Raw genomic sequence first — 19,820 nt, 5'->3', positions numbered from 1 at the left:
CTATTCCACACATTGTCTCGATGACATGGTGACTGACGAAAACAGTAGAAAGGATATCGAACAGGAGCAGCGACGGTTGCTGGAGATTCTGGATTCCGCCAAGGACTTGATTGCCTTGGTGGATAAAGAGTGCCGTCTGCTGTATCTCAACGACGCCGGGCGCAAGATGCTCGAGATCGGCCAGGACGAGACGCTGGATGAGATACGGTTCGACCGGTTTTACGACGATGAGGCGGCCGCCGAAGTGACGCATTGCGAGCTTCCCGAGGCAGATCGCGCCGGTCATGCCGATTCGGAAACCCGGCTGCGATCCAAATCCGGTCGGGAGATTGCCGTGTCGCAAGTGATCGCTGCTCACCGTGATGGCAGGGGGGATGTGACGCATTACTCCGTCATCGCCCGCGATCTTCGCGAGCATAAAAAATTGCTGGAGCATTATCTCCTGTCCGACAAGGTATTCACCTTTACGGCGGAGGCCATCATGATTACCGACAGCCGCAACCGCATCGTCTCGGTCAACCAGGCCTTCAGCCGCATGACCGGTTACACGCTTGAAGACGCCAAGGGCCGCGATCCGGTATTTCTTTCTGCCGGTAATCTCGACAATAACTTCTATGCCGAGATGTGGCAGTCCATCGACACTACCGGGCATTGGGAGGGGGAGTTGTGGGATCGTCGCAAGGACGGCACTTTTTACCCCAAGTGGCTCAGTATCAATGCCGTGACTGAAGCCGGCAGCGACGAAGTCACGCATTACATCGGAATTTTTTCGGATATCACACTGCGCAAGCAGCAGGAAGATCATATCCGCCACTTGGCTTTCCACGATCCGCTGACCGGGCTTCCCAATCGCAGCCTGTTTCAGGATCGTTTGCGCCACGCCCTGGCGGAATCGCGGCGGGACATGTTGCCGGTGGCACTGATGCTGCTCGACCTCGACCATTTCAAGTACGTTAACGACACCCTGGGTCACTACATGGGCGACCGGCTGCTCAAGGAGATTTCGCTGCGGCTGATGCGCAGCGTCCGCGAGAGCGATACCGTGGCGCGACTTGGCGGCGACGAGTTCGTCATCATCCTTAATTGCGTTCACGATCTGCGCGACGTGGTGCACGTGGTGGATAAGATCACCAGCGATCTGGCGCGCCCTATTCGTATCAACAGTCATCAGTTCCGAGTGGCGGCGAGCCTGGGAATCGCCATGTATCCCGACGATGCCACCACCATCGACGACCTCATGCGCTGTGCCGACACGGCGATGTACCACGCCAAGGGACGCGGCCGGGCGAATTACCAGTTTTTTACGCCGCGCATGAACGAGGCGGCGCACGAACGGGTGATGATTGAGGAACACCTGCGCCGAGGGCTGGACCAGCACGAGTTCGAGCTCTTTTATCAGCCCAAGATCAGCCTTGATCCTTATCGGTTGGTAGGCTGCGAGGCGTTGCTGCGCTGGAACCATCCCGATTGGGGCATGGTATTGCCGACACGGTTTATTCCGGTGGCCGAGGAATCAGGGTTGATCCTGCCTCTAGGCGAATGGGTGATCGGCGAGGCCTGTCGCCAGGCGCGCAAATGGCTGGAGGACGGTCTGTGCATGCAGATCGCCGTGAATCTTTCGGGACGGCAGTTCCGCGATTCAAACCTGGTGCTCAAGATCCGTCAGGCGTTGGAGGGCGGAGACGGGATTTCGCGCTGGATCGAGCTTGAAATCACCGAGAGTACATTGATCGAAGGCGCCAGCCACGCCGCCCAGACGTTGCACGACTTGCATCTACTATCGCTGCCGTTGGCCGTGGATGACTTCGGCACAGGGTATTCCTCGCTTTCATACCTCAAGACCTTCGCCATCGATACATTGAAAATCGACAAATCGTTCGTGGACGGTATCGACAACGACCCCAACGATGCGACCATCATTCGTGCCGTCATTTCGTTGGCGCATCAGCTAGGCATCAAGGTCGTGGCGGAGGGGGTGGAGGACGCGGGACAACTGCAATTTCTCCAAGATCAGCGTTGCGACATGATTCAGGGCTATTACTTTAGCGAGCCGTTGCCTGCGGACGAGTTCGAGGTCTACGCACAGCGCGAATTCCCCGCGGCGTTTAGCAGCAGCTATAATTAGCCATCTTTTCCAGCCGCTGCCGCGGCCCTTGATGCGCCGCCTCTTTTGTCCGACCTCGATCACATTTTTTCTGAAACCGGCCCCCTCGCCGAATCCCTGCCGGGCTATCGCTTGCGTTTGCAGCAACTGGAAATGGCACAGGCTATTCAAAGCGCCATCGATCAACGCAAGGTGCTAGTGGCTGAGGCCGGGACGGGCACGGGAAAAACCTTCGCTTATCTGGTGCCGGCGCTGCTTTCCGGCGGTAAGGTGATTGTTTCGACCGGAACGAAAACACTTCAAGACCAGCTGTTTAACCGCGATCTCCCTGCCGTGCGGGATGCGCTTAAGGCACCGGTGACAGTGGCTATGCTGAAGGGCCGCGCCAATTACATTTGCCATCATCATCTGGCCCGCGCCGAGGCCGATGGTCGATTTGCCAGCCGCGAGGATGTACATCACCTGCACGAGATTACCCGTTTCGCCAAGCGCACCCAGACCGGTGACAAGAGCGAGCTCGCCATCGTTCCTGAAAACGCGACGATTTGGGCCAGCGTGACCTCCACCCGCGATAACTGCCTGGGCCAGGAGTGCGAGAGCTACAAGGAATGCTTCGTGATGGAAGCCCGCAAGCGAGCACAGGCGGCCGATGTCGTGGTGGTCAATCACCATTTGTTTTTTGCCGACGTCATGCTGCGCGATGAAGGTGTGGCCGAACTGCTGCCGGCGGCCAATACCGTGGTATTCGACGAGGCGCACCAGTTGCCGGAGGTCGCTGGATTATTCTTCGGCGAGGATGTTTCCACAAGCCAGGTGCTTGACCTTGCCCGCGACGCCCGGGCCGAGGGCATTACTGAAGCCAAGGATTTCAAGGAGCTGCCGGAAGCGGCCAATGCGCTGGAAAAAGCTATCCGCGATTTTCGCTTGGTTTTCGGCCTTGAGGGCATGCGCATGCCGGTGCAAAAAGCGTTGGAGCGCAAGGGCTTCTCGGAGGGGTTGCAAGGAATGCGAGACCAATTGGCCGCGCTTTCCAAGCTGTTGCAATCGCAGGCCGAACGCGGCCCGGGTATGCAGAACTGTTGGGAACGCGCTCAGGTGCTGCAAAACCAGCTGGCTGCATGGCAGGCGGGGGATAATCCCAACCTCGTGCGCTGGGTCGAGGTCTTCACCCAGAGCGTGCAATTGCACGCTACACCACTCTCCATCGCCGAGATCTTCGGCAAACAGCTCGAAGGCCAGACGCGGGCTTGGATCTTCGCTTCGGCCACGCTCGCTGTAAAAAGCGATTTCAGCCACTACCTCGGACAGATGGGCTTGATCGAAGCCGCTACCGGTTTTTGGGAAAGCCCTTTCGACTATCCGCGCCAAGCCTTGCTCTATGTGCCACAGGGGATGCCTGAGCCTAATACGCCAGATTACGCTACTGCCGTCGCCAAGGCCGCCCTGCCTGCCATCAAGGTGAGTCAAGGCCGCGCTTTCGTGCTGTGTACCAGTCTCAAGTCGATGCGCGATATTCATGCATGGTTCAAGGAGGCGTTCGAACGCGAAGGGCTGGAGTTTCCCCTGCTGCTGCAAGGCGAAAGCTCGCGCAGCGAGTTGCTGGAGCGATTCCGCAAACTCGGCAACGCCGTGCTGGTGGCGAGCCAGAGTTTCTGGGAAGGCGTGGACGTACGAGGCGAGGCGCTCTCGCTGGTCGTCATCGACAAACTGCCGTTTGCCCCGCCGGACGATCCAGTATTGGCGGCACGGATCGACAAGCTCAACGCCGAAGGCAAGAGTGCCTTCATGGAGTATCAACTGCCGTATGCGGTGATTACGCTCAAGCAGGGAGCGGGTCGGCTGATCCGAGACGAGGGGGATCGCGGGGTGCTGATGATTTGTGACAAGCGGTTGGTGGAAAAACAGTACGGTCGTCGCATCTGGCAAAGCCTGCCGCCGATGAAGCGCTCGCGGGAAATGGCCGATGTGGAAGCATTTTTCGAGATATTGGCAGCGGAGCGGGCCGAGGCGGAAAACGGCGGTTCGGTTTAATAATATTGGAGCCTCTGGCTGCGTTTGAGTTGGGACGTGAACAGTAGGTGAACCGGCAACAAAATCGCGGGCAGATTGTCTGATATTCGGTCTGTCGAAGCCGTTCAAAACCGGTTTCGAAAACCTTGGATAAAAATTCATGCTCGACTGTCAACGCCTTGGTATGTCGAGGCGTTAAATGTATACCGGCAATTGAAAATCTTAATGATCTGTATGCAGAAATTTAGCTTTGCAAACAGATTTAAACATGGTTATGATTGCCTGCTTTTCGCGTTTGGCTAACAAACAGTTTTAGATATTTTTAGGAGAGAGATCGCATGAAAGCATTATTGACCACGGTTGCCGCCGCTGCTTCCCTGATGGTTGCTGCTCAAGCTGGTGCTGCTGTTGACATGGAAGCCGGCAAGGCGCTGGCTCAAAAGAGCGGCTGCTTGGCATGCCACAGCGTTGACAAGAAGATCATCGGCCCGGCTTATAAGGACGTTGCTGCCAAGTACAAGGGCGACAAGACCGCTGAAGCCAAGCTGATCGAAAAGGTGAAGAAGGGTGGTTCTGGCGTTTGGGGCCCGATGCCGATGCCGGCTAACAGCCCGCAAGTGAAGGACGAAGACATCAAGACCCTGGTTGAATGGGTTCTGGCTCACTAAGAGCTGTTTGATGTGCAATAAAAAAGCCGGCGCAAGCCGGCTTTTTTATTGTCTGCCGATTACTCGTTGGGGATGAGTTTGCTGTGGCGGACGGAGTAAATGAAATAGACCACGACCCCGATGACGATCCAGACGAGGAAGCGGTGCCAGGTTGCGCTGGGCAGGAAAGCCATGAGTGCCAGGCAAGAGGCGATTCCCAATACCGGAATCAATGGATTCCATGGGTTTTTGAACGGGCGATGCAGGTCGGGCTGGCGTATACGCAGCACGATGACGCCGACGCAAACCATGACAAAGCTGGCCAGGGTGCCGATATTGACCGTCTCGGCTAATTCACCCAGCGGGAAGAATCCGGCGATGAGGGAAATGATGAACCCGCACATCAGGATGATCCGCACCGGCGTCTGGCGGCTAGGGTCGATGGCCGAGAAGAATGGAGAAATCAGACCATCGCGGCTCATGGCGTAGAGAATACGCGTCAGGCCGTAAAGCAGTACCAAAAGCACAGTGATGAGCCCGGCGAGCACTCCGGTGGCTACCAGCGTTGACGACCACGTATAGCCGAGCTTTGTCAGTGCATGTGCAACAGGGGAAGAGACATTAAGGTCGGTATAAGACACAATGCCGGTAAGTGCGCCGGACACCAGTATATAGACGATGGTGCAGAACGTGAGCGACGCCAACAGGCCGATAGGCAGGTCGCGCTGGGGATTCTGGGCTTCATCCGCGGCTGTAGAAACAGCGTCGAAACCGAAATAGGCAAAAAACACCAATGAGGCCCCTGCCAGCACGCCCGTGGTCTTGCCGTCCGCCAATGTAGAGAACCAGCCAAAAGGCATGAAAGGATGCCAATTGGAAGAATTAAGATGCATCGATGCAATGGCGAGGAAAATGGCGATGGTGCTGAGCTTGATGATGACGATGGTGTTATTGACCTGCGCACTTTGCTTCACGCCGCTGATGAGCAGGATGGTCAGCACCCAGATAATCCCGAAGGCCGGCAGGTTGATGATGCCGCCCAGACTGGGTGCCTTGGTCCAGACTTCCGGTAGATGCAGGTTGAAATTGGCTAGCGTATTGACGAAATACCCTGCCCAGCCGTTTGCCACAGCCGCAGCGCCCACGCCGTATTCCAGCAGCAAAATCCAGCCGATGATCCAGGCTGCGAATTCGCCGAAGGCGACGTAGCTATAGCCATAGGCGCTACCTGAGCCACCCACTGAAGACGCTAATTCGGCATAGGCCAACGCGGCAAATGCCGAGGCGATACCTGCAAAAATAAACGAGAGTACAACGGCCGGTCCGGAGAGCGTCGCGGCCGCGATCCCTGTCAACACGAAAATGCCCGTGCCAATAGCGCATCCTATGCCAAGCAATGCCAAGTCGAATGCGCTCAAGCACTTCCTGAGTCCGCTTTGACTGTGGTGAGTGATGGGCTTGGTTCGGAACATCCGAGCGAACATGAAGTGATCTCCCCTTATATTTATTAATCAGTATGCATGAAACATACGGGCTACAGTGGAATATTAGGCCAGCCAATCCTTGTGGATCAGGAAATCGCTATAGAGCATGGCTTCAGGTGAATGAGCTTCCGGTTGCCAGTCATAGCGCCATTTCACGATGGGCGGCATGGACATCAATATCGATTCGGTGCGCCCCCCCGATTGCAGGCCGAATAAGGTGCCGCGATCGTACACCAGGTTGAATTCGACGTAACGTCCCCGGCGATAAGCCTGGAAATCGCGTTCGCGTTCGCCGTAGGGCTCGTTAATACGACGTTGCAGGATGGGCAGATAGGCTTTGAGGAAATGGTCGCCCACGCTCTTGGTCATGGCGAAGCTCTGCTCGAAACCCAGTTCGTTGAAATCGTCGAAGAAAATGCCGCCCACGCCGCGCGGTTCCTTGCGATGCTTGAGGTAGAAATAATCGTCGCACCAGCTTTTAAAACGTGGATGCAACTCCTGGCCGAAGGGCGTAAGCGCATCGCGGCAGGTGCGGTGAAAATGCTGGGCATCTTCTTCATAACCATAGTACGGCGTTAAATCCATGCCGCCGCCGAACCACCATACCGGTGCCTCGCCGGCTTTTTTCGCCATGAAGCAACGTACGTTCATATGTACGGTAGGGGCATAGGGGTTGCGAGGATGCAGTACCAGTGAGACGCCGGCAGCCTCAAATCCGCGCCCGGCCAATTCCGGGCGATTTGCCGAAGCCGAAGGGGGCAGGCGGTCGCCGCTGACATGCGAAAAATTCACGCCGCCGCGCTCCAGCACATTGCCTTCTTCCATGACGCAACTGATCCCGCCGCCGCCTTCCGGACGTTGCCAGGAGTCGTGCAGGAAGTTCTTGCCGTCCACGTGCTGCAGCCCGTCGACGATGCGCTCTTGCAGATCGAGCAGGTATTCTTTGACGCTGTTGAAATCCATGAATTGCTCCAGGTAAGGATGCCGAGGATTGTAGCGCAGGCGGCCTCGTCTGCATTCGAAAATCCTGATTGGGCGTAGGAGCGGCATCTCACGCCGCAATCATTTTGGAATCGCCCCGAGGCGGAGCTCCCACAGTTATTTCCGAATGATCCTGCCGGTGGCGAGGTCTTGGATCGTGGAAGGGCGACGGCGCTTGCCGACGAGTCCGGGCAACACCTTGACCGATGCCCCGAATAAACGCTGACATTCGCGCCGTGTCTTGGCAGGCTTGCAGCCGCTACGGTTGGCACTCGTGGAAACGAGGGTCATATCCACGCCTTGGCACAGTTGGCGTGCGCCCTTGTGGGCAGTGATGCGGACTGCGATGCTAGGGTGCTTTCCGCTCAGCCAGACCGGGCAGTGTTTATTGACGGGGACCAGCCAGGTATGGGGTCCGGGCCAGGTGGCTTTGGTCTTATTCAACTGCTCCGGCGTTAGTGGGGCGATATAAGGCTTGAGCTGCCGCATGCGGCTGGCGATGAGGATGAGGCCTTTGGCTTGAGGACGTTTCTTGAGCCGAAGCAGGCGTTTGACCGCGCTGCGGTTCATGGGGTCGCAGCCGAGGCCGAAGCAGGACTCGGTCGGGTAGGCGATCAAGCCGCCATTTTTGAGGTATTGCCGCAATGCTCGATACTTCATGCGTCTCCCCATAACGCAGGTGGGCCTCACCTGCGCGTTCAAACAGTCATCGGATTGGGAAAAGAAGAACGGGCTGGCCGTTCTTCAAATGCAGGCGAGGCCGCCTGCGCTACGACTACCTTGAAATGGCGCGATAGCCGATATCGCGGCGCATCTGACGCCCTTCAAAGGTGATACCGTCGGCGATTTCATAAGCGCGGGCCTGAGCCTGCTTCACAGTATCGCCCAATGCCGTTACACACAACACGCGGCCGCCGCTGGTCACGGCTTGGCCGTCTACCAGCTTGGTGCCGGCGTGGAATACGTGCGCGTCTTGCAGATCGGACGGCAGGCCGTGGATCACATCGCCGGTACGCGGCGTATCCGGATAATTGGCGGAAGCCTGGACGACACCCAATGCCGTGCGGCGGTCCCAATCGACTTCAACCTGATCCAGCGTGTTGTTGACTGCGTGTTCGACGAGGTCGACGAAGTCGCTCTTCATGCGCAGCATGATGGGCTGGGTTTCCGGGTCGCCCATGCGACAGTTGAATTCCAGCGTCTTGGGGTTGCCGTTCTTGTCGATCATGAGGCCGGCGTAAAGGAACCCGGTATAGGGAATGCCGTCCTTAGCCATGCCTTGCACGGTGGGGCGAATGATTTCGCGCATCGCCTTGGCATGGATTTCAGGCGTCACGACAGGCGCCGGAGAATAAGCGCCCATGCCGCCGGTATTGGGGCCTTGGTCGCCGTCCAGCAAGCGCTTGTGGTCCTGGCTGGTGGCCAAGGGCAGGATGTGCTCGCCGTCTACCATGACGATAAAGCTGGCTTCCTCGCCTTCCAGGAAGGCTTCGATCACTACGCGGGCACCGGCTGTGCCGAGCTTGTTGTCGGCCAGCATCATGTCGATGGCTTCGTGGGCTTCGGCTTCGGTCATGGCAACGACTACGCCCTTGCCGGCGGCCAGGCCGTCAGCCTTGATGACGATGGGGGCGCCTTGTTGCTGTACGTAATCGTGTGCGGCAGCAGCATCGGTGAAGGTGGCATAAGCGGCGGTAGGAATGTTATGGCGCGCCATGAAGGCCTTGGCGAAATCCTTGGAGCTTTCCAACTGTGCGGCTTCGCGAGTCGGACCGAAAATCTTCAAGCCGGCGGCGCGAAAGGCATTGACCACGCCTTGAGACAGGGGGGCTTCGGGACCGACGACCGTCAGTGCGATGTTTTCGGTTTTGGCAAATTCCACCAGCTCAGGCACGGCCGTGATCGGCACGTTCTGCATGTCGGGGTTCAAAGCCGTGCCGGCGTTGCCGGGCGCGACATAAACACGGGTAATGCGCTTGCTTTGCGCCAATTTCCAGGCCAGGGCGTGTTCGCGCCCGCCGTTGCCGATGACCAATACTTTCATAGATGCCTCTTAGTGCCTGAAGTGGCGAACGCCGGTGATGACCATGGCGATGCCATGCTCGTCGGCTGCTGCATAAACTTCTTCGTCGCGAATGCTGCCGCCCGGCTGGATGACGCAGGAAGCGCCGGCTTCAGCCAGCACATCTACGCCGTCACGGAACGGGAAGAAGGCGTCGGACGCTACTGCAGCGCCTTGCAGCGACAAGCCAGCGTTGGCGGCCTTGATCGCAGCGATGCGGGTGCTGTCGACGCGGCTCATCTGGCCGGCGCCGACGCCTAGCGTCATGCCGTTGCCGCAGAACACGATGGCGTTGGACTTCACGTACTTGGCGACGCGCCAGGCGAACAGCAGGTCTTTCAGTTGTTCCGGCGTGGGTTGCTTTTTGGTGACTACCTTGAGTTGGTCGGCCGTCACGTTGAGCGCGTCCGGGGTCTGAATCAGCAAACCGCCGCTCACGCGCTTGTATTCCAGCGCATTGTTGCCGTCGCCGAGCGGCACGATGAGCACGCGCAAGTTGCTCTTGGCAGCCAGCGCAGCCTTGGCTTCTTCACTGAAGCTGGGCGCAATCAGGACTTCGACGAAGTGCTTGCGCTCGTTCATCGCGTTGACCACGTCGATGCCGACTTCGCCGTTGAAGGCGATGATGCCGCCGAAAGCGGAAGTCGGGTCGGTCTTGAAGGCTTTTTCGTAGGCGCCCAACAAATTGGCATCAATGGCAACACCGCAAGGATTGGCATGCTTGACGATCACGCAGGCCGGCACGTCGAAGGTCTTGACGCATTCCCAGGCCGCATCGCTGTCGGCGATGTTGTTGTAGGAGAGTTCCTTGCCCTGCAACTGGCTGAAGCTGGCCAGTGCGCCGTCGGGCACAGTGCTGTCGCGGTAGAACGCGGCATTCTGGTGCGGGTTCTCGCCGTAGCGCAGGTCCATGACCTTGACCACTTGCGTGTTGTAGCGGTCGGGGAAATCCTGCTTCTGGTTCTTGGCGTCGAGCGCGGTTAAATAATTGCTGATGGCCCCGTCGTATTCGGCAGTGTGCGAGAACGCCTTCTTGGCAAGCTTGAAGCGGGTTTCCGCACCGATGGCGCCGTTGCTGGAAGCCATTTCGCGTGCCAGTGCTTCGTAGTCTTCAGGGTCGGTCACGATGGCGACGTGGGCGTGGTTCTTGGCCGCAGCGCGCACCATGGTCGGGCCGCCGATGTCGATGTTCTCGATGGCGTCTTCCAGGGAGCAGTTGGGGTTGGCGATGGTCTCGCGGAACGGGTAGAGGTTCACCACGACCATATCGATGTTGGGAATACCGGCCTCTTGCATGGCGCTCACGTGTTCGGGCAGATCGCGACGGCCCAAGATGCCACCGTGTACCTTGGGGTGCAGCGTCTTGACGCGACCGTCCAGCATTTCCGGAAAACCTGTGTAGTCGCCGACTTCAACCACGGGAACATTGTTCTCGCGCAGCAATTTTGCGGTGCCGCCGGTAGAGAGGAGTTCGACGCCGAAAGCATTGAGCTGCTTGGCGAATTCGAGGATGCCGCGTTTTTCGGAAACGCTGAGAAGAGCACGTTTGATGATGGCCATGATGATGACTTGGAAAAATAAAGCGGTTAGGAAAACGTTGTCGTGCCCGAAGTGCCATGGACGGCAAAGGCAGGACAATGATTAACGGGGTAAGCGGACAGGCACATGGTTACTGGATGTTGTGCTGCTTGAGCTTCTTGCGCAGGGTGTTGCGGTTGAGGCCGAGAATCTCGGCCGCCTTGCTCTGGTTGCCGCTGGTGCGGTGCATGATGCTTTCCAGCATGGGTTTTTCCACGCAGGAAATCAGCATGTCGTAGACGGCGTGCGGCGGCTCGCCGTCCAGGTCGCGGAAATAGTCGTCCAGCGCCTGGCGTACGCAGGCGGAAAGATCGGTTTCACGCATAAGCTGCCATTTCCTCTGATTCCTCGTGGATGTAAGTCAAGCGCTCGCCTTGCTGGCGGAGCTCATTGAAGAACGCGTCGATCGCGGCGAGTTGTTCTTCGTGGGTTTGCAATTGGTTCATGGCGTGGCGGAAATTCGCCGAACCGGCCAAGCCCTTGGTGTACCAGGAGATATGCTTGCGAGCGACACGGGTGCCGGTTTGCTCGCCGTAGAACTGGATGAGGTCGGCGAGATGCGCCAGCATGACACTGCGGATTTCTTCCACCTCGGGCGGCGGCAGATGTTTGCCAGTATCCAGGTAGTGCGTGATTTCGCGGAAAATCCAAGGGCGCCCCTGGGCGGCACGGCCGATCATCACGGCATCTGCGCCCGTTTGGTCGAGTACCAGCTTGGCTTTTTCCGGCGTGGTGATGTCGCCGTTGGCTATGATGGGAATCCCTGCCTGTTGCTTGACCTCGGCGATGAGGTCGTATTCGGCATGACCGGTGTAGAGGCATGCCCGGGTACGGCCGTGAATGGCCAATGCCTGGATGCCGCTGTCTTCGGCGATCCTAGCGATCAACGGCACGTTCTTGTTGGCCTTGTCCCAGCCCAGGCGGGTCTTGAGCGTCACCGGCACGTCAACCGCGCCGACTACCGCCTTGAGGATTTGAGCCACCAAGGGCTCGTCCTTGAGTAGCGCCGAGCCGGCCATCACATTGCAGACCTTTTTCGCCGGACAGCCCATGTTGATGTCGATGATCTGTGCGCCGCGGTCGACGTTGTACTTGGCCGCTTCTGCCAGCATCTTGGGGTCGGCACCGGCGATCTGCACGGAAATCGGCTCGACCTCACCCTCGTGATTGGCCCGGCGCAGCGTCTTTTCGCTGCCGTACAGCAGCGAATTGGACGTGACCATCTCGGACACGGCGAGGCCGGCGCCCATCCGCTTGCAGAGCTGGCGGAAAGGACGGTCGGTCACGCCCGCCATAGGGGCGACGACGAGGTTGGATTTGAGTTTGTACGGGCCGATTTGCAAGGCGACGATTCCGGACGGAAAAGTTGCCTATTTTATATGCAAAACGGGTTGGAGAGAACCCGTTGCATGCTTGTGGTTGAGGTTTTTTACTAAACGCTCAACGCAGGGGTTGCTGATTCTAGGCACCGAAGCGCTTCACCAACCCTTCCGCCTCTTTGTCGGGGACGGAAGCCAGCACAGTGACCTGCTGGCCGAACGCCTTGTCCAGCACTTGGCCGCCAAGCTTGGCGATTTCCCTGGTCAATCCGTCCAGGCGCCCGTAATCCACATTGAGCCGCAATGTTTTCATCTCTACGAAGGGGATGATCTTGGCTGCATCCAGTGCCATTTTTGCCGTGCCGCCATATGCCCGCGCCAATCCGCCGGTGCCGAGGTTGATCCCGCCGTAATAGCGAACCACGGCGACACAAGCATTCACCAGGTCGCGTCCTTCCAGATATTGCAAGATGGGCTTGCCGGCCGTGCCGGAGGGTTCCCCGGCATCATGGAAGCGTAGGATATAACCTTGGCCCTCCGGATTTTTTACCCGATAGGCGAACGCCAGGTGATGGGCGTGGGAGTGCGCTTGGGCGAGGCGCCGCAGCAGCATGGCAACGGTGCGTTCGTCCGCGCAATATTCGGCAACCGCGACGAAGCGGGATTTGTTGATGGTCTGTTCTGCCTGACCTAGCTGGGCGATTTGTTGCACGAGAAATATTTAAACGTCCGTTTATCTGTCTCATTTTACCGCTTGTCAGGCGCGGTTTTACATTTGGCAAATCGACTGGCTAGGATGTAGTCGTTGGAAAAGGGCAAACCCGGCCGAAAGGCGGGGACGCAAAGCCACCGGTCTAAAGGAGCAATCCCATGACAGCGGGGCCGCCGGAAAACTCATCTCCATGACAGGTTGGCGATTCCCTCCGCCGTCAACCGCCACTGAGCGCCTCGAGTTCTGGGTTTGCCCTTTATTTTACGGGAGCAAGCCATGAAATCTGCGACTTACCAGCTGTTCGAAACCCTCTTGAGCGTGATTGCGTTTTTGGCGATCGGCTTGGCCATTACTACTACGGCAATGCAGGTGTTTAATCCCGAAGACGGCGTCATCATCTGGCTCACCGGAGAATGGAACGTGCATCCTGTTTTTTTAGCCATGCTCGGCGGTGCGATATTCTTCATGCGGTTCTGGTTGCATGGGATGCAGAGCGAGCGTATCGGCAATCTGATGTTTTACGGGGCCGTGGGGTTGGGCTTGTGCGAAGGTGTCAAGTTGATGATGGCTTGATGCCGTTGAGCAGCGCCAGGGTGGTGTTGGCAAGTATGCTGATTTCTTCTTCCCCGAGAATATAGGGCGGCATCAGGTAAACCGTGTTGCCGATGGGGCGCAGCAGCAGTCCAAGCGTCAATGCTGATTGATAGAACTTGACTGCGAATTGAGGATCATGGGTATCGACCTCAAACGCCCAGATCATGCCCTTATGCCGGAAATTCCTAACAAGGGGGTGCATTCTCACCGGCTCCAGAGCCGTGGTTAGTTGTGCTGCAGTTTCCCTGTTTTTCTCCAGGACGTTGTCCTCTTCAAAGATATCCAGCGTTGCCAGGGCCGCACGGCAGGCCAACGCATTACCCGTGTAGCTATGCGAATGCAGAAACCCGCGAGCGACGCGGTCGTCGTAAAACGCCGCGTACACCGTATCTGTGGTCAATACCGCCGAGAGCGGTAGATAGCCCCCGGTGATGCCCTTGGACAAACAAATAAAATCCGGCCGAATGCCTGCTTGCTCGCAAGCGAACATGGTGCCGGTGCGGCCGAAGCCTACTGCAATCTCATCAGCGATAAGATGGACGTTGTAACGGTCGCACAAGCTGCGCGCTTGCTGCAAATAACTTGGGTGATACATGCCCATTCCAGCAGCGCCCTGGATGAGCGGTTCAAGAATCAGGGCGGCGGTTTCTTCGTGATGTTGAGCGAGATACTGTTCGAGTGATTCGGCGCAACGCTGGGCAAAAGCCGCATCCGATTCTCCGGGCGCCGCAAGTCGTGCATCAGGAGAGGGCACTTGCACGCTTTGTCGCAATAGCGGGGCGTAGGTGTCCTTGAATAAGGCGACGTCGGTAACGGATAGCGCGCCTACCGTCTCGCCGTGGTAGCTGTTTTGCAGGCTGATGAAATTGGTCTTGAGTGGCTTTCCGGTATTGCGCCAGAAGTGAAAACTCATCTTGAGCGCGATTTCAGTCGCCGAAGCGCCGTCGGAGCCATAGAAAGCATGACCCAAGCCCGTTAAGCGAGCCAGGCGCTCCGAGAGTTCGACCACAGGTTGGTGGGTGAATCCTGCCAAGATGACGTGCTCCAGGCGTTCCAGTTGATCCTTAAGTGCGGCATTGATGCGAGGGTTACTGTGGCCGAACAGGTTCACCCACCACGAGCTCACCGCATCCAGATAGCGATTGCCGTCAAAATCTTCCAGCCAGGCGCCCTGCCCGCGGGCAATGGGGATGAGCGGCAGGCTCTCGTGCTGCTTCATCTGGGTGCAGGGGTGCCAGACGGCGGCGAGGGAACGATTGAGGAGATCTTGGTTGCGCATGGCTGGGCGGTTGGAAAACGCGGGTGCCTGCTTTTTACACCAACGGCAAGCCTGCCGACAATAGCGGCAAAAAGGCTTAGGATGAAATATTGCGCTTATTGAATGAAAGATTCGTCATGAATATGCGGTGGCTGGTCTTGATGCTTTGCCTGTTGACGGGGCCTGCATGGGCTCGTCCGCAGCTAAAAATCGTGACGCTTCAGCACCGGCTTGCGGAAGAAGTTCTGGCGCCCTTGCAGAGGTTGGTGGGGCCTGGCAGTAGCGTCAGCGCTTTCGGTAATCAGATCATCATCAATGCGGAGCCGGCCGAAATCGGCAACATTGAGGAAACGCTTCGACAATTGGACGTGGAACGGAGACGTTGGCGTATCAGCGTCAGCAGTGGCGATCAAAATTGGGCGCGGCGAGACAATGTCGGTGTTTCCGGGAATGTCGGCAATCGGCATATCAGGGTATGGACGCCAAATGGGCGCCGAGAAATGCCGGACAGCATCGGCATTGATGCGAACGAGGTCGAAACACAAGGCTCCAGCGCGACCAGCATGACCTTGAGTGCACTGGAAGGCGCCCCTGCCTTCATCAGCGTAGGCCAAATGGTTCCTTATTCCGGCTATTGGGTCGATTTGTCGCATCGTTATGCTCGGGGGATCCCCACGACTGATTGGCAGGAAGTGACGACTGGGTTTTCGGTCAAGCCGCGGCAGGTCGGAGATAAGGTCGATCTGGAGATTACGCCTCGAATGGCTCAGCTTGGCGGGAATGGTGTCATCGATTTTGTCTCGCTATCGACCCATGTACAGCTGAAGCCTGGGGAATGGCTTGATTTGGGCGGCCTGCTGGGAAGTCGAGACGAGGTTTCGCAAGCGATACTGCAAAACTCGTCGACACAGGGATCGCGGGCGGTCAGCTTGAAAATCAAAGTCGAATAATCCGGTTCTAGCAAGATGATGGATTGCCCTTCAGACAGCTTTAATTCCATATCATTTTCACAGCTGGCAGCATTCGTTAACTTGCCTAATGAGCTTAGAATCGCTATAGTCTTTATGGGGCAAACCCGTGCGAAAGCCGGGGACGCAAAGTTTCCGATCTAAGTGCTTGAATCAGTTTTAGCTGAGTCAAGGACGATGATAGCGGGGCTGCCGGACGGCGACGAAATACAAATTCATTGGCATTTCGTTTACGGCTGATCTTGAAGTCATTGCGCTTGCTTAGCGCATGCAAGTCGCGTTCGGACCTTACCGACAACAAACAAATATAAGCGGAAGGCATATGCATTCTCATCACGTTTTTACTTCAAATTTCCCCTTTTTCTTGATCGTACCCGTATCTGATCGTTAATTCGTCACGGGATTCGCCACTATTGGTTTCTTAAGCACAAGCCATAAGCTGATGTGCACGGTGGCTGTTGCTGCACGCATTCCAGCCCAGCGAAAAAATGAAAAATAATCCTGACCAGAATTACCGCAAACTGGATCCCTGTACCTTGGGGCGTCCTATCCATTTGTTGCCAGATTTTGCAGCCAAGGTACAAGAAGACTTTGGTGAATTATTCAGGCTTGGACTTAACCGTCGTTATGGAGCGGTATTCAATGTCGAGGCTGCCCAGATGCACCCTCTTGACGATGAAATGGCTGGCCATGGCTGGCGGTTGTATGCGAGTCAATTTGGCTAGGCGAGCCTGGGCAGCCTATTTCGCATTATCTGGCTGTCGACCTAGTGTTCAAGGTAGAGGAAGAAAAAGAGAAAGAAGCCAAGGAGCAGCTTCCCCTGCTCAGAAGTGTGGCGGTCAGATCCTTGTCCGACTACACGATGGGGAAGGCTTCGATGATGACGATTTCCTTCAGCAAAACTGATTAAAAAGAGGAGCAAATTTAATGCAGCAAATTGTTGGGATAGCCATCGTGCTTGGATGCATTTTCGGTGGTTTTTTGCTGAACGGCGGGGCGCTCCATGCGATTTGGGAACCCATCGAATTGCTGATTATTACTGGTGCGGCCCTTGGGGCATTAGTGCTTGGCAACCCCAAACACGTGCTTTCTGAACTGCTGCTGCAACTGCGACAGATCGTCAGTATGCGCAAGCAGGGGTCGGAGTTCCAGCGTCAGCAATTGGGGCGTTATGGCTAGTAACGGCGCGGGATTCAGCGTTTTTTATACCAGCCTCTGCGGTGCCGTAATTGGTACTGAAAACTGGCAACAGTAGCCCCAAAGTTATCCACAACACCGCAATCGAAAAAAAACGCTTAAAATACAAGCGCTTATCTTCGTCCTTCTCTGTTTCCGACCTAATCTCCGCAATAACGCTCGACGGCGACCTTTCAAGTATTTCTGCCAACTTAAAGCAGGTGTATTCGTCTGCCTGCAATCTGCCTTTTCTCAAGCTCGACAATTTCTGCTCACTAATTCCCGTTTTTTTCGCGAATTCGTAATAGCTCCTCGCGCCGATCTTTTCCTTAGCAGCTTCCAGCAACTGTTCGGTGATCATGTTTGTGCCTCCTATCGTTATGCGAATTGTATGCTCCAAAAATGCTAGTTGACATACTTTCAAAATCCGAGTAAAAATTGCTTACTCTCAATTTGAGAGTATCACTTAGACCACGAAAGGCACGAAACATGGCACTCAAGATTGAAATCAAGTCGGCTGAAATCGAAACCCGCCACGGTACTTCTGCACGCACTGGCAAGCCCTTTACCATCCGCAGCCAGATTGCCTACGCTCACACCCTTGAACGCAACGGCACCCCCCGCGCTTACCCCGAGCGCATCAGCATTAACCTTGAGGACGATGATCAGCCTTACCCGGTCGGCACCTATACGCTGGATGATCGCTCTGTCTATGTCGGCGACTTCGGTCGTTTGATGCTGGGCCGTCCGGTACTGGTCCCGGTCAAGAGCAACCTTCAAGCCGCTGCGTAAGCAGATGTACTTCTCCGCCCTGTTGCCTCCTCCATCCTTCCCGGCTCTTTTGAAGTTAGCCGGGGAGGGCGCTTTTTACAGCCCTTCACCCGAGGGCTTCAAAAAGTGACAGACGTCTTCTGCGACTGGATCACCATTTATGAAGATCACCCCGAGGGCGGTCTTCCGATCATCAATGACGGTGCTGTGTGGGCCGTGGACTCTGACGGACAAGTCGAGTGGCGCACCGAAAAGAAATTCACCCACGTAGGCAGCTACGACACCAAGATTCGAATCATGTGCAACGGATACCGCGTATCCGTTGACGGAAACATAGGGAGGTTTGGCCGTGCCGATAATGTCTTTGGCTATAGCGTTCGCGATTGCGTACTCAAGCTTAATTCTCTACTGGCTACTTTCGGCCTACCGCCGTTTACGTTCGGCCTCGGCCTGTTTAACCCGAATGAAGGCGGCATTGTCACAACGGGCGCAATCATCACCCGCGTTGACCTCACCAAGAACTATGTCACCGGAAGCCCTCGCCAAGCTGCTCGAATCGTTTCCTACTTCGCAGGACAGGACGCAGGCCGCAGGGCAACGGTAATGCAGTATGGCGACTCCGGCGTCTCATGGAATGAAGGCTCCAAGTACTGGTACTCGAAGCTATATGTAAAGGGCGAATCCCTCGGCGATCACGCCGATCCGCAACTGGCAGAGTGGGTGACAGCGCAGGGCGTCATCCGACATGAAATTTCACTTAAGAGCAGATACCTAGCACAGAACAACCTCAGACAGATTTTGGACTGGTACCACAACGAAGGGACAGAGAGCATGGAAAACATCGTATACGGCAGATTTGCCGAAGTCTTGGAGCGGGGGACCGCTGTCGAGCATCCCCTAGAACAAATGCCGCGCAAGTTGCGCCAGCTCTTTAATGACTGGCGCACTGGCACAGACCTTTGGCATGACGACAGCGTCTCCGATCGCACGCGCCGCACGTGGCGCAAGCAGCTTTTGCCCTACGGCATCGACATCAAGCAACCCTCGAACGCTGTCCGCCTAGCCACTCGTGTCGAGGTTATCAAGATGCAGGCCCTTGAAGCGCCTGCATGGTACTGGCAGCAGCAACATAGGCTAGCGGCCTGACCATGGACGCCTACAGCATTCAAGACATCCTCACGACCGCTGTCGCGGTTGTCCTGCTCGTGATGGGCTATGCACAAGGAACGCGCCGATGAACGCCGACATGATCGACTTGGCAGAGCTCTGGATCGGCTGCTATGCCCTCGGCTGGCTGGCCGGCTTTTTGATCTACTCGCTACGCCGTTTCACCGAGCTTATCTGAATTCAGGACGAACCCTCGCCGTCCTGAATGCGACAGGCCCGCAGGGCCTGCCGCATTAACCCCGCGAGGTTTTGCAAAGGAAATTTGAAATGAAATACATGAACGCCGCTCGCAAGTATGGTCGTCAAGCCGCTGTTGCCGCCGTCGGCTTTGCATCTGTCGCAGCCAACGCCGCCCTGCCCACCGTTGTTACCGATCAGATCACCACGATTTCTGGCAATGTTCAAGCCGTGTTCGACGCCGTGATCCCGGTCGTAGCACTGGCGCTTGGCTTGGTCATCATCATCAAGCTGTTCAAGCGCTTCGGCAACAAGATTTAAGCAGTAACCGTGAAAACAGGGCAGGGCGTCACGATCTGGCGAGCCTGCCCTTTTTATTTGGGGCATGCCATGCGTTACCTTTTCCTTTTCTTCCTGCTCACCATTACTCAAGCACGAGCCGACACTCTTGGACAGATCAACCTGCCGCAATTGCCCCAGTCCTCGACTGGTTGCCCAGCTGGTAGCATTTCGCTATTAGGGGGCAGTTGTACAACTCCAAAGATTAACGACACCATTCCCGATGTTAACGTCAGTGCGCCACGCCTAGACGGTAACGGTAACCCGATCAGCACCCCGACACCGGATGTTAAAAAGGTCATAGGCGGTTCTATCAGTGGTGCTTGTGTAAATGTCCCTGCTGGTTGGACTACAACCGGTTCGGGTACTAGCTGCCAACTTCAACCGCCTTCCAATGGCGGTACTCCAACTCAAGACTACGCCTGTTCCCTCTGGAATCCTCCTAGTACAGTAGCGCACTTCAGTAGCGCACA

At 56.6% G+C, this 19,820-nt stretch carries 21 protein-coding genes and 2 riboswitches; of the genes, 11 read left to right on the top strand and 10 right to left on the bottom strand.

Annotated elements, in window-relative coordinates; genetic code table 11:
- Positions 1 to 28: 28 nt before the first annotated feature.
- The 3 genes from NMK_RS03675 (at position 29) to NMK_RS03665 (ending at position 4,782) form a co-directional block, all read left to right on the top strand.
- Positions 29 to 2,125 (top strand): putative bifunctional diguanylate cyclase/phosphodiesterase, encoded by a 2,097-nt coding sequence (locus NMK_RS03675; RefSeq protein ID WP_181376160.1) that lies wholly within the window; start codon positions 29 to 31, stop codon positions 2,123 to 2,125.
- A 45-nt stretch (positions 2,126 to 2,170) separates the two neighbouring features.
- Entirely contained in the window at positions 2,171 to 4,135 is a 1,965-nt protein-coding gene (yoaA, locus tag NMK_RS03670; protein WP_181376159.1) for a DNA repair helicase YoaA, read from the top strand.
- A 317-nt stretch (positions 4,136 to 4,452) separates the two neighbouring features.
- The gene (locus tag NMK_RS03665; protein ID WP_109014423.1) at positions 4,453 to 4,782 is read left to right on the top strand and encodes a c-type cytochrome; all 330 of its coding nucleotides are present in this window, start codon (positions 4,453 to 4,455) and stop codon (positions 4,780 to 4,782) included.
- 59 nt (positions 4,783 to 4,841) lie between these two features.
- On the opposite strand, the gene NMK_RS03660 is transcribed toward NMK_RS03665, so the two are convergent.
- The 8 genes from NMK_RS03660 to NMK_RS03625 form a co-directional block, all read right to left on the bottom strand.
- Complete coding sequence (locus NMK_RS03660; protein ID WP_109014422.1) at positions 4,842 to 6,245, bottom strand: APC family permease; 1,404 nt, start codon at positions 6,243 to 6,245, stop codon at positions 4,842 to 4,844.
- A gap of 63 nt (positions 6,246 to 6,308) precedes the next feature.
- The gene (gene hemF, locus NMK_RS03655) at positions 6,309 to 7,208 is read right to left on the bottom strand and encodes an oxygen-dependent coproporphyrinogen oxidase (RefSeq protein ID WP_109014421.1); all 900 of its coding nucleotides are present in this window, start codon (positions 7,206 to 7,208) and stop codon (positions 6,309 to 6,311) included.
- Positions 7,209 to 7,343: 135 nt separating this feature from the next.
- On the bottom strand, positions 7,344 to 7,886 hold the full coding sequence (gene tsaC / locus NMK_RS03650; RefSeq protein ID WP_109014420.1) for an L-threonylcarbamoyladenylate synthase type 1 TsaC: 543 nt from the start codon (positions 7,884 to 7,886) through the stop codon (positions 7,344 to 7,346).
- Between the two features lie 115 nt (positions 7,887 to 8,001).
- Positions 8,002 to 9,270: a phosphoribosylamine--glycine ligase gene (gene purD / locus NMK_RS03645; protein ID WP_109014419.1), complete on the bottom strand. Its 1,269-nt coding sequence runs from the start codon at positions 9,268 to 9,270 to the stop codon at positions 8,002 to 8,004.
- Positions 9,271 to 9,279: 9 nt separating this feature from the next.
- A complete protein-coding gene (gene purH / locus NMK_RS03640; RefSeq protein WP_109014418.1) occupies positions 9,280 to 10,848 on the bottom strand; it encodes a bifunctional phosphoribosylaminoimidazolecarboxamide formyltransferase/IMP cyclohydrolase in 1,569 nt (522 codons plus the stop codon).
- Between the two features lie 109 nt (positions 10,849 to 10,957).
- Positions 10,958 to 11,191: a Fis family transcriptional regulator gene (locus NMK_RS03635; RefSeq protein ID WP_109014417.1), complete on the bottom strand. Its 234-nt coding sequence runs from the start codon at positions 11,189 to 11,191 to the stop codon at positions 10,958 to 10,960.
- Positions 11,184 to 12,209 carry a tRNA dihydrouridine synthase DusB gene (gene dusB / locus NMK_RS03630; protein WP_109014416.1) on the bottom strand — a complete coding sequence of 342 codons (1,026 nt, stop codon included), beginning with the start codon at positions 12,207 to 12,209 and terminating at the stop codon, positions 11,184 to 11,186. Before dusB ends, NMK_RS03635 begins: the two co-directional genes overlap by 8 nt.
- A 118-nt stretch (positions 12,210 to 12,327) precedes the next feature.
- Entirely contained in the window at positions 12,328 to 12,897 is a 570-nt protein-coding gene (locus tag NMK_RS03625; RefSeq protein ID WP_109014415.1) for an IMPACT family protein, read from the bottom strand.
- 92 nt (positions 12,898 to 12,989) lie between these two features.
- Positions 12,990 to 13,075, top strand: a riboswitch (cyclic di-GMP riboswitch).
- Positions 13,076 to 13,173: 98 nt separating this feature from the next.
- On the opposite strand from NMK_RS03625, the gene NMK_RS03620 reads away from it, so the two are divergent.
- Positions 13,174 to 13,470 (top strand): hypothetical protein, encoded by a 297-nt coding sequence (locus tag NMK_RS03620; RefSeq protein ID WP_109014414.1) that lies wholly within the window; start codon positions 13,174 to 13,176, stop codon positions 13,468 to 13,470.
- On the opposite strand, the gene bioA is transcribed toward NMK_RS03620, so the two are convergent.
- Positions 13,451 to 14,770 carry an adenosylmethionine--8-amino-7-oxononanoate transaminase gene (gene bioA, locus NMK_RS03615; protein WP_109014413.1) on the bottom strand — a complete coding sequence of 440 codons (1,320 nt, stop codon included), beginning with the start codon at positions 14,768 to 14,770 and terminating at the stop codon, positions 13,451 to 13,453. The genes NMK_RS03620 and bioA overlap by 20 nt on opposite strands.
- Positions 14,771 to 14,886: 116 nt before the next feature.
- On the opposite strand from bioA, the gene NMK_RS03610 reads away from it, so the two are divergent.
- The 3 genes from NMK_RS03610 to NMK_RS18235 all read left to right on the top strand — a co-directional run bounded on the left by NMK_RS03610 (position 14,887) and on the right by NMK_RS18235 (position 16,896).
- Positions 14,887 to 15,699, top strand: a complete 813-nt coding sequence (locus tag NMK_RS03610; protein ID WP_109014412.1) for a secretin N-terminal domain-containing protein — start codon at positions 14,887 to 14,889, stop codon at positions 15,697 to 15,699.
- Between the two features lie 108 nt (positions 15,700 to 15,807).
- Positions 15,808 to 15,914: riboswitch (cyclic di-GMP riboswitch) on the top strand.
- Positions 15,915 to 16,175: 261 nt separating this feature from the next.
- The gene (locus NMK_RS03605) at positions 16,176 to 16,442 is read left to right on the top strand and encodes a hypothetical protein (RefSeq protein WP_109014411.1); all 267 of its coding nucleotides are present in this window, start codon (positions 16,176 to 16,178) and stop codon (positions 16,440 to 16,442) included.
- A gap of 202 nt (positions 16,443 to 16,644) precedes the next feature.
- A complete protein-coding gene (locus NMK_RS18235; RefSeq protein WP_146187126.1) occupies positions 16,645 to 16,896 on the top strand; it encodes a motility-associated protein in 252 nt (83 codons plus the stop codon).
- Here the strand turns inward: NMK_RS18235 and NMK_RS03600 are convergent.
- Entirely contained in the window at positions 16,838 to 17,254 is a 417-nt protein-coding gene (locus tag NMK_RS03600; protein ID WP_109014410.1) for a helix-turn-helix domain-containing protein, read from the bottom strand. The genes NMK_RS18235 and NMK_RS03600 overlap by 59 nt on opposite strands.
- Positions 17,255 to 17,382: 128 nt before the next feature.
- Here NMK_RS03600 and NMK_RS03595 point away from each other — a divergent pair, with 128 nt between their 5' ends.
- The 4 genes from NMK_RS03595 to NMK_RS18690 all read left to right on the top strand — a co-directional run.
- Positions 17,383 to 17,685, top strand: coding sequence for a single-stranded DNA-binding protein (locus tag NMK_RS03595; protein WP_109014409.1), 303 nt, complete (start codon positions 17,383 to 17,385; stop codon positions 17,683 to 17,685).
- Positions 17,686 to 17,790: 105 nt separating this feature from the next.
- The gene (locus NMK_RS03590) at positions 17,791 to 18,810 is read left to right on the top strand and encodes a phage/plasmid replication domain-containing protein (protein ID WP_109014408.1); all 1,020 of its coding nucleotides are present in this window, start codon (positions 17,791 to 17,793) and stop codon (positions 18,808 to 18,810) included.
- Positions 18,811 to 19,098: 288 nt separating this feature from the next.
- Positions 19,099 to 19,329: a major coat protein gene (locus tag NMK_RS03585; RefSeq protein ID WP_109014407.1), complete on the top strand. Its 231-nt coding sequence runs from the start codon at positions 19,099 to 19,101 to the stop codon at positions 19,327 to 19,329.
- Between the two features lie 9 nt (positions 19,330 to 19,338).
- A partial coding sequence (locus tag NMK_RS18690; RefSeq protein WP_227871351.1) for a hypothetical protein occupies positions 19,339 to 19,820 on the top strand: 482 nt, incomplete at its 3' end.

This window comes from Novimethylophilus kurashikiensis, assembly GCF_003112435.1.
Classification (GTDB): domain Bacteria; phylum Pseudomonadota; class Gammaproteobacteria; order Burkholderiales; family Methylophilaceae; genus Novimethylophilus; species Novimethylophilus kurashikiensis.
Note: the sequence above shows the minus strand (reverse complement) of the source record. Positions and strands in the feature narration are given on the sequence as shown.

What these genes read in the sequence shown, in the direction of transcription:
- NMK_RS03585 (WP_109014407.1), top strand. Translation starts at nt 19,099, where the DNA reads ATGAAATACATGAACGCCGCTCGCAAGTATGGTCGTCAAGCCGCTGTT.
- hemF (WP_109014421.1), bottom strand. Translation starts at nt 7,208, where the DNA reads ATGGATTTCAACAGCGTCAAAGAATACCTGCTCGATCTGCAAGAGCGC.
- purD (WP_109014419.1), bottom strand. Translation starts at nt 9,270, where the DNA reads ATGAAAGTATTGGTCATCGGCAACGGCGGGCGCGAACACGCCCTGGCC.
- NMK_RS18235 (WP_146187126.1), top strand. Translation starts at nt 16,645, where the DNA reads ATGCAGCAAATTGTTGGGATAGCCATCGTGCTTGGATGCATTTTCGGT.
- NMK_RS03665 (WP_109014423.1), top strand. Translation starts at nt 4,453, where the DNA reads ATGAAAGCATTATTGACCACGGTTGCCGCCGCTGCTTCCCTGATGGTT.
- NMK_RS03600 (WP_109014410.1), bottom strand. Translation starts at nt 17,254, where the DNA reads ATGATCACCGAACAGTTGCTGGAAGCTGCTAAGGAAAAGATCGGCGCG.
- NMK_RS03610 (WP_109014412.1), top strand. Translation starts at nt 14,887, where the DNA reads ATGAATATGCGGTGGCTGGTCTTGATGCTTTGCCTGTTGACGGGGCCT.
- tsaC (WP_109014420.1), bottom strand. Translation starts at nt 7,886, where the DNA reads ATGAAGTATCGAGCATTGCGGCAATACCTCAAAAATGGCGGCTTGATC.
- NMK_RS03660 (WP_109014422.1), bottom strand. Translation starts at nt 6,245, where the DNA reads ATGTTCGCTCGGATGTTCCGAACCAAGCCCATCACTCACCACAGTCAA.
- bioA (WP_109014413.1), bottom strand. Translation starts at nt 14,770, where the DNA reads ATGCGCAACCAAGATCTCCTCAATCGTTCCCTCGCCGCCGTCTGGCAC.
- NMK_RS03595 (WP_109014409.1), top strand. Translation starts at nt 17,383, where the DNA reads ATGGCACTCAAGATTGAAATCAAGTCGGCTGAAATCGAAACCCGCCAC.
- NMK_RS03620 (WP_109014414.1), top strand. Translation starts at nt 13,174, where the DNA reads ATGAAATCTGCGACTTACCAGCTGTTCGAAACCCTCTTGAGCGTGATT.
- NMK_RS03635 (WP_109014417.1), bottom strand. Translation starts at nt 11,191, where the DNA reads ATGCGTGAAACCGATCTTTCCGCCTGCGTACGCCAGGCGCTGGACGAC.
- purH (WP_109014418.1), bottom strand. Translation starts at nt 10,848, where the DNA reads ATGGCCATCATCAAACGTGCTCTTCTCAGCGTTTCCGAAAAACGCGGC.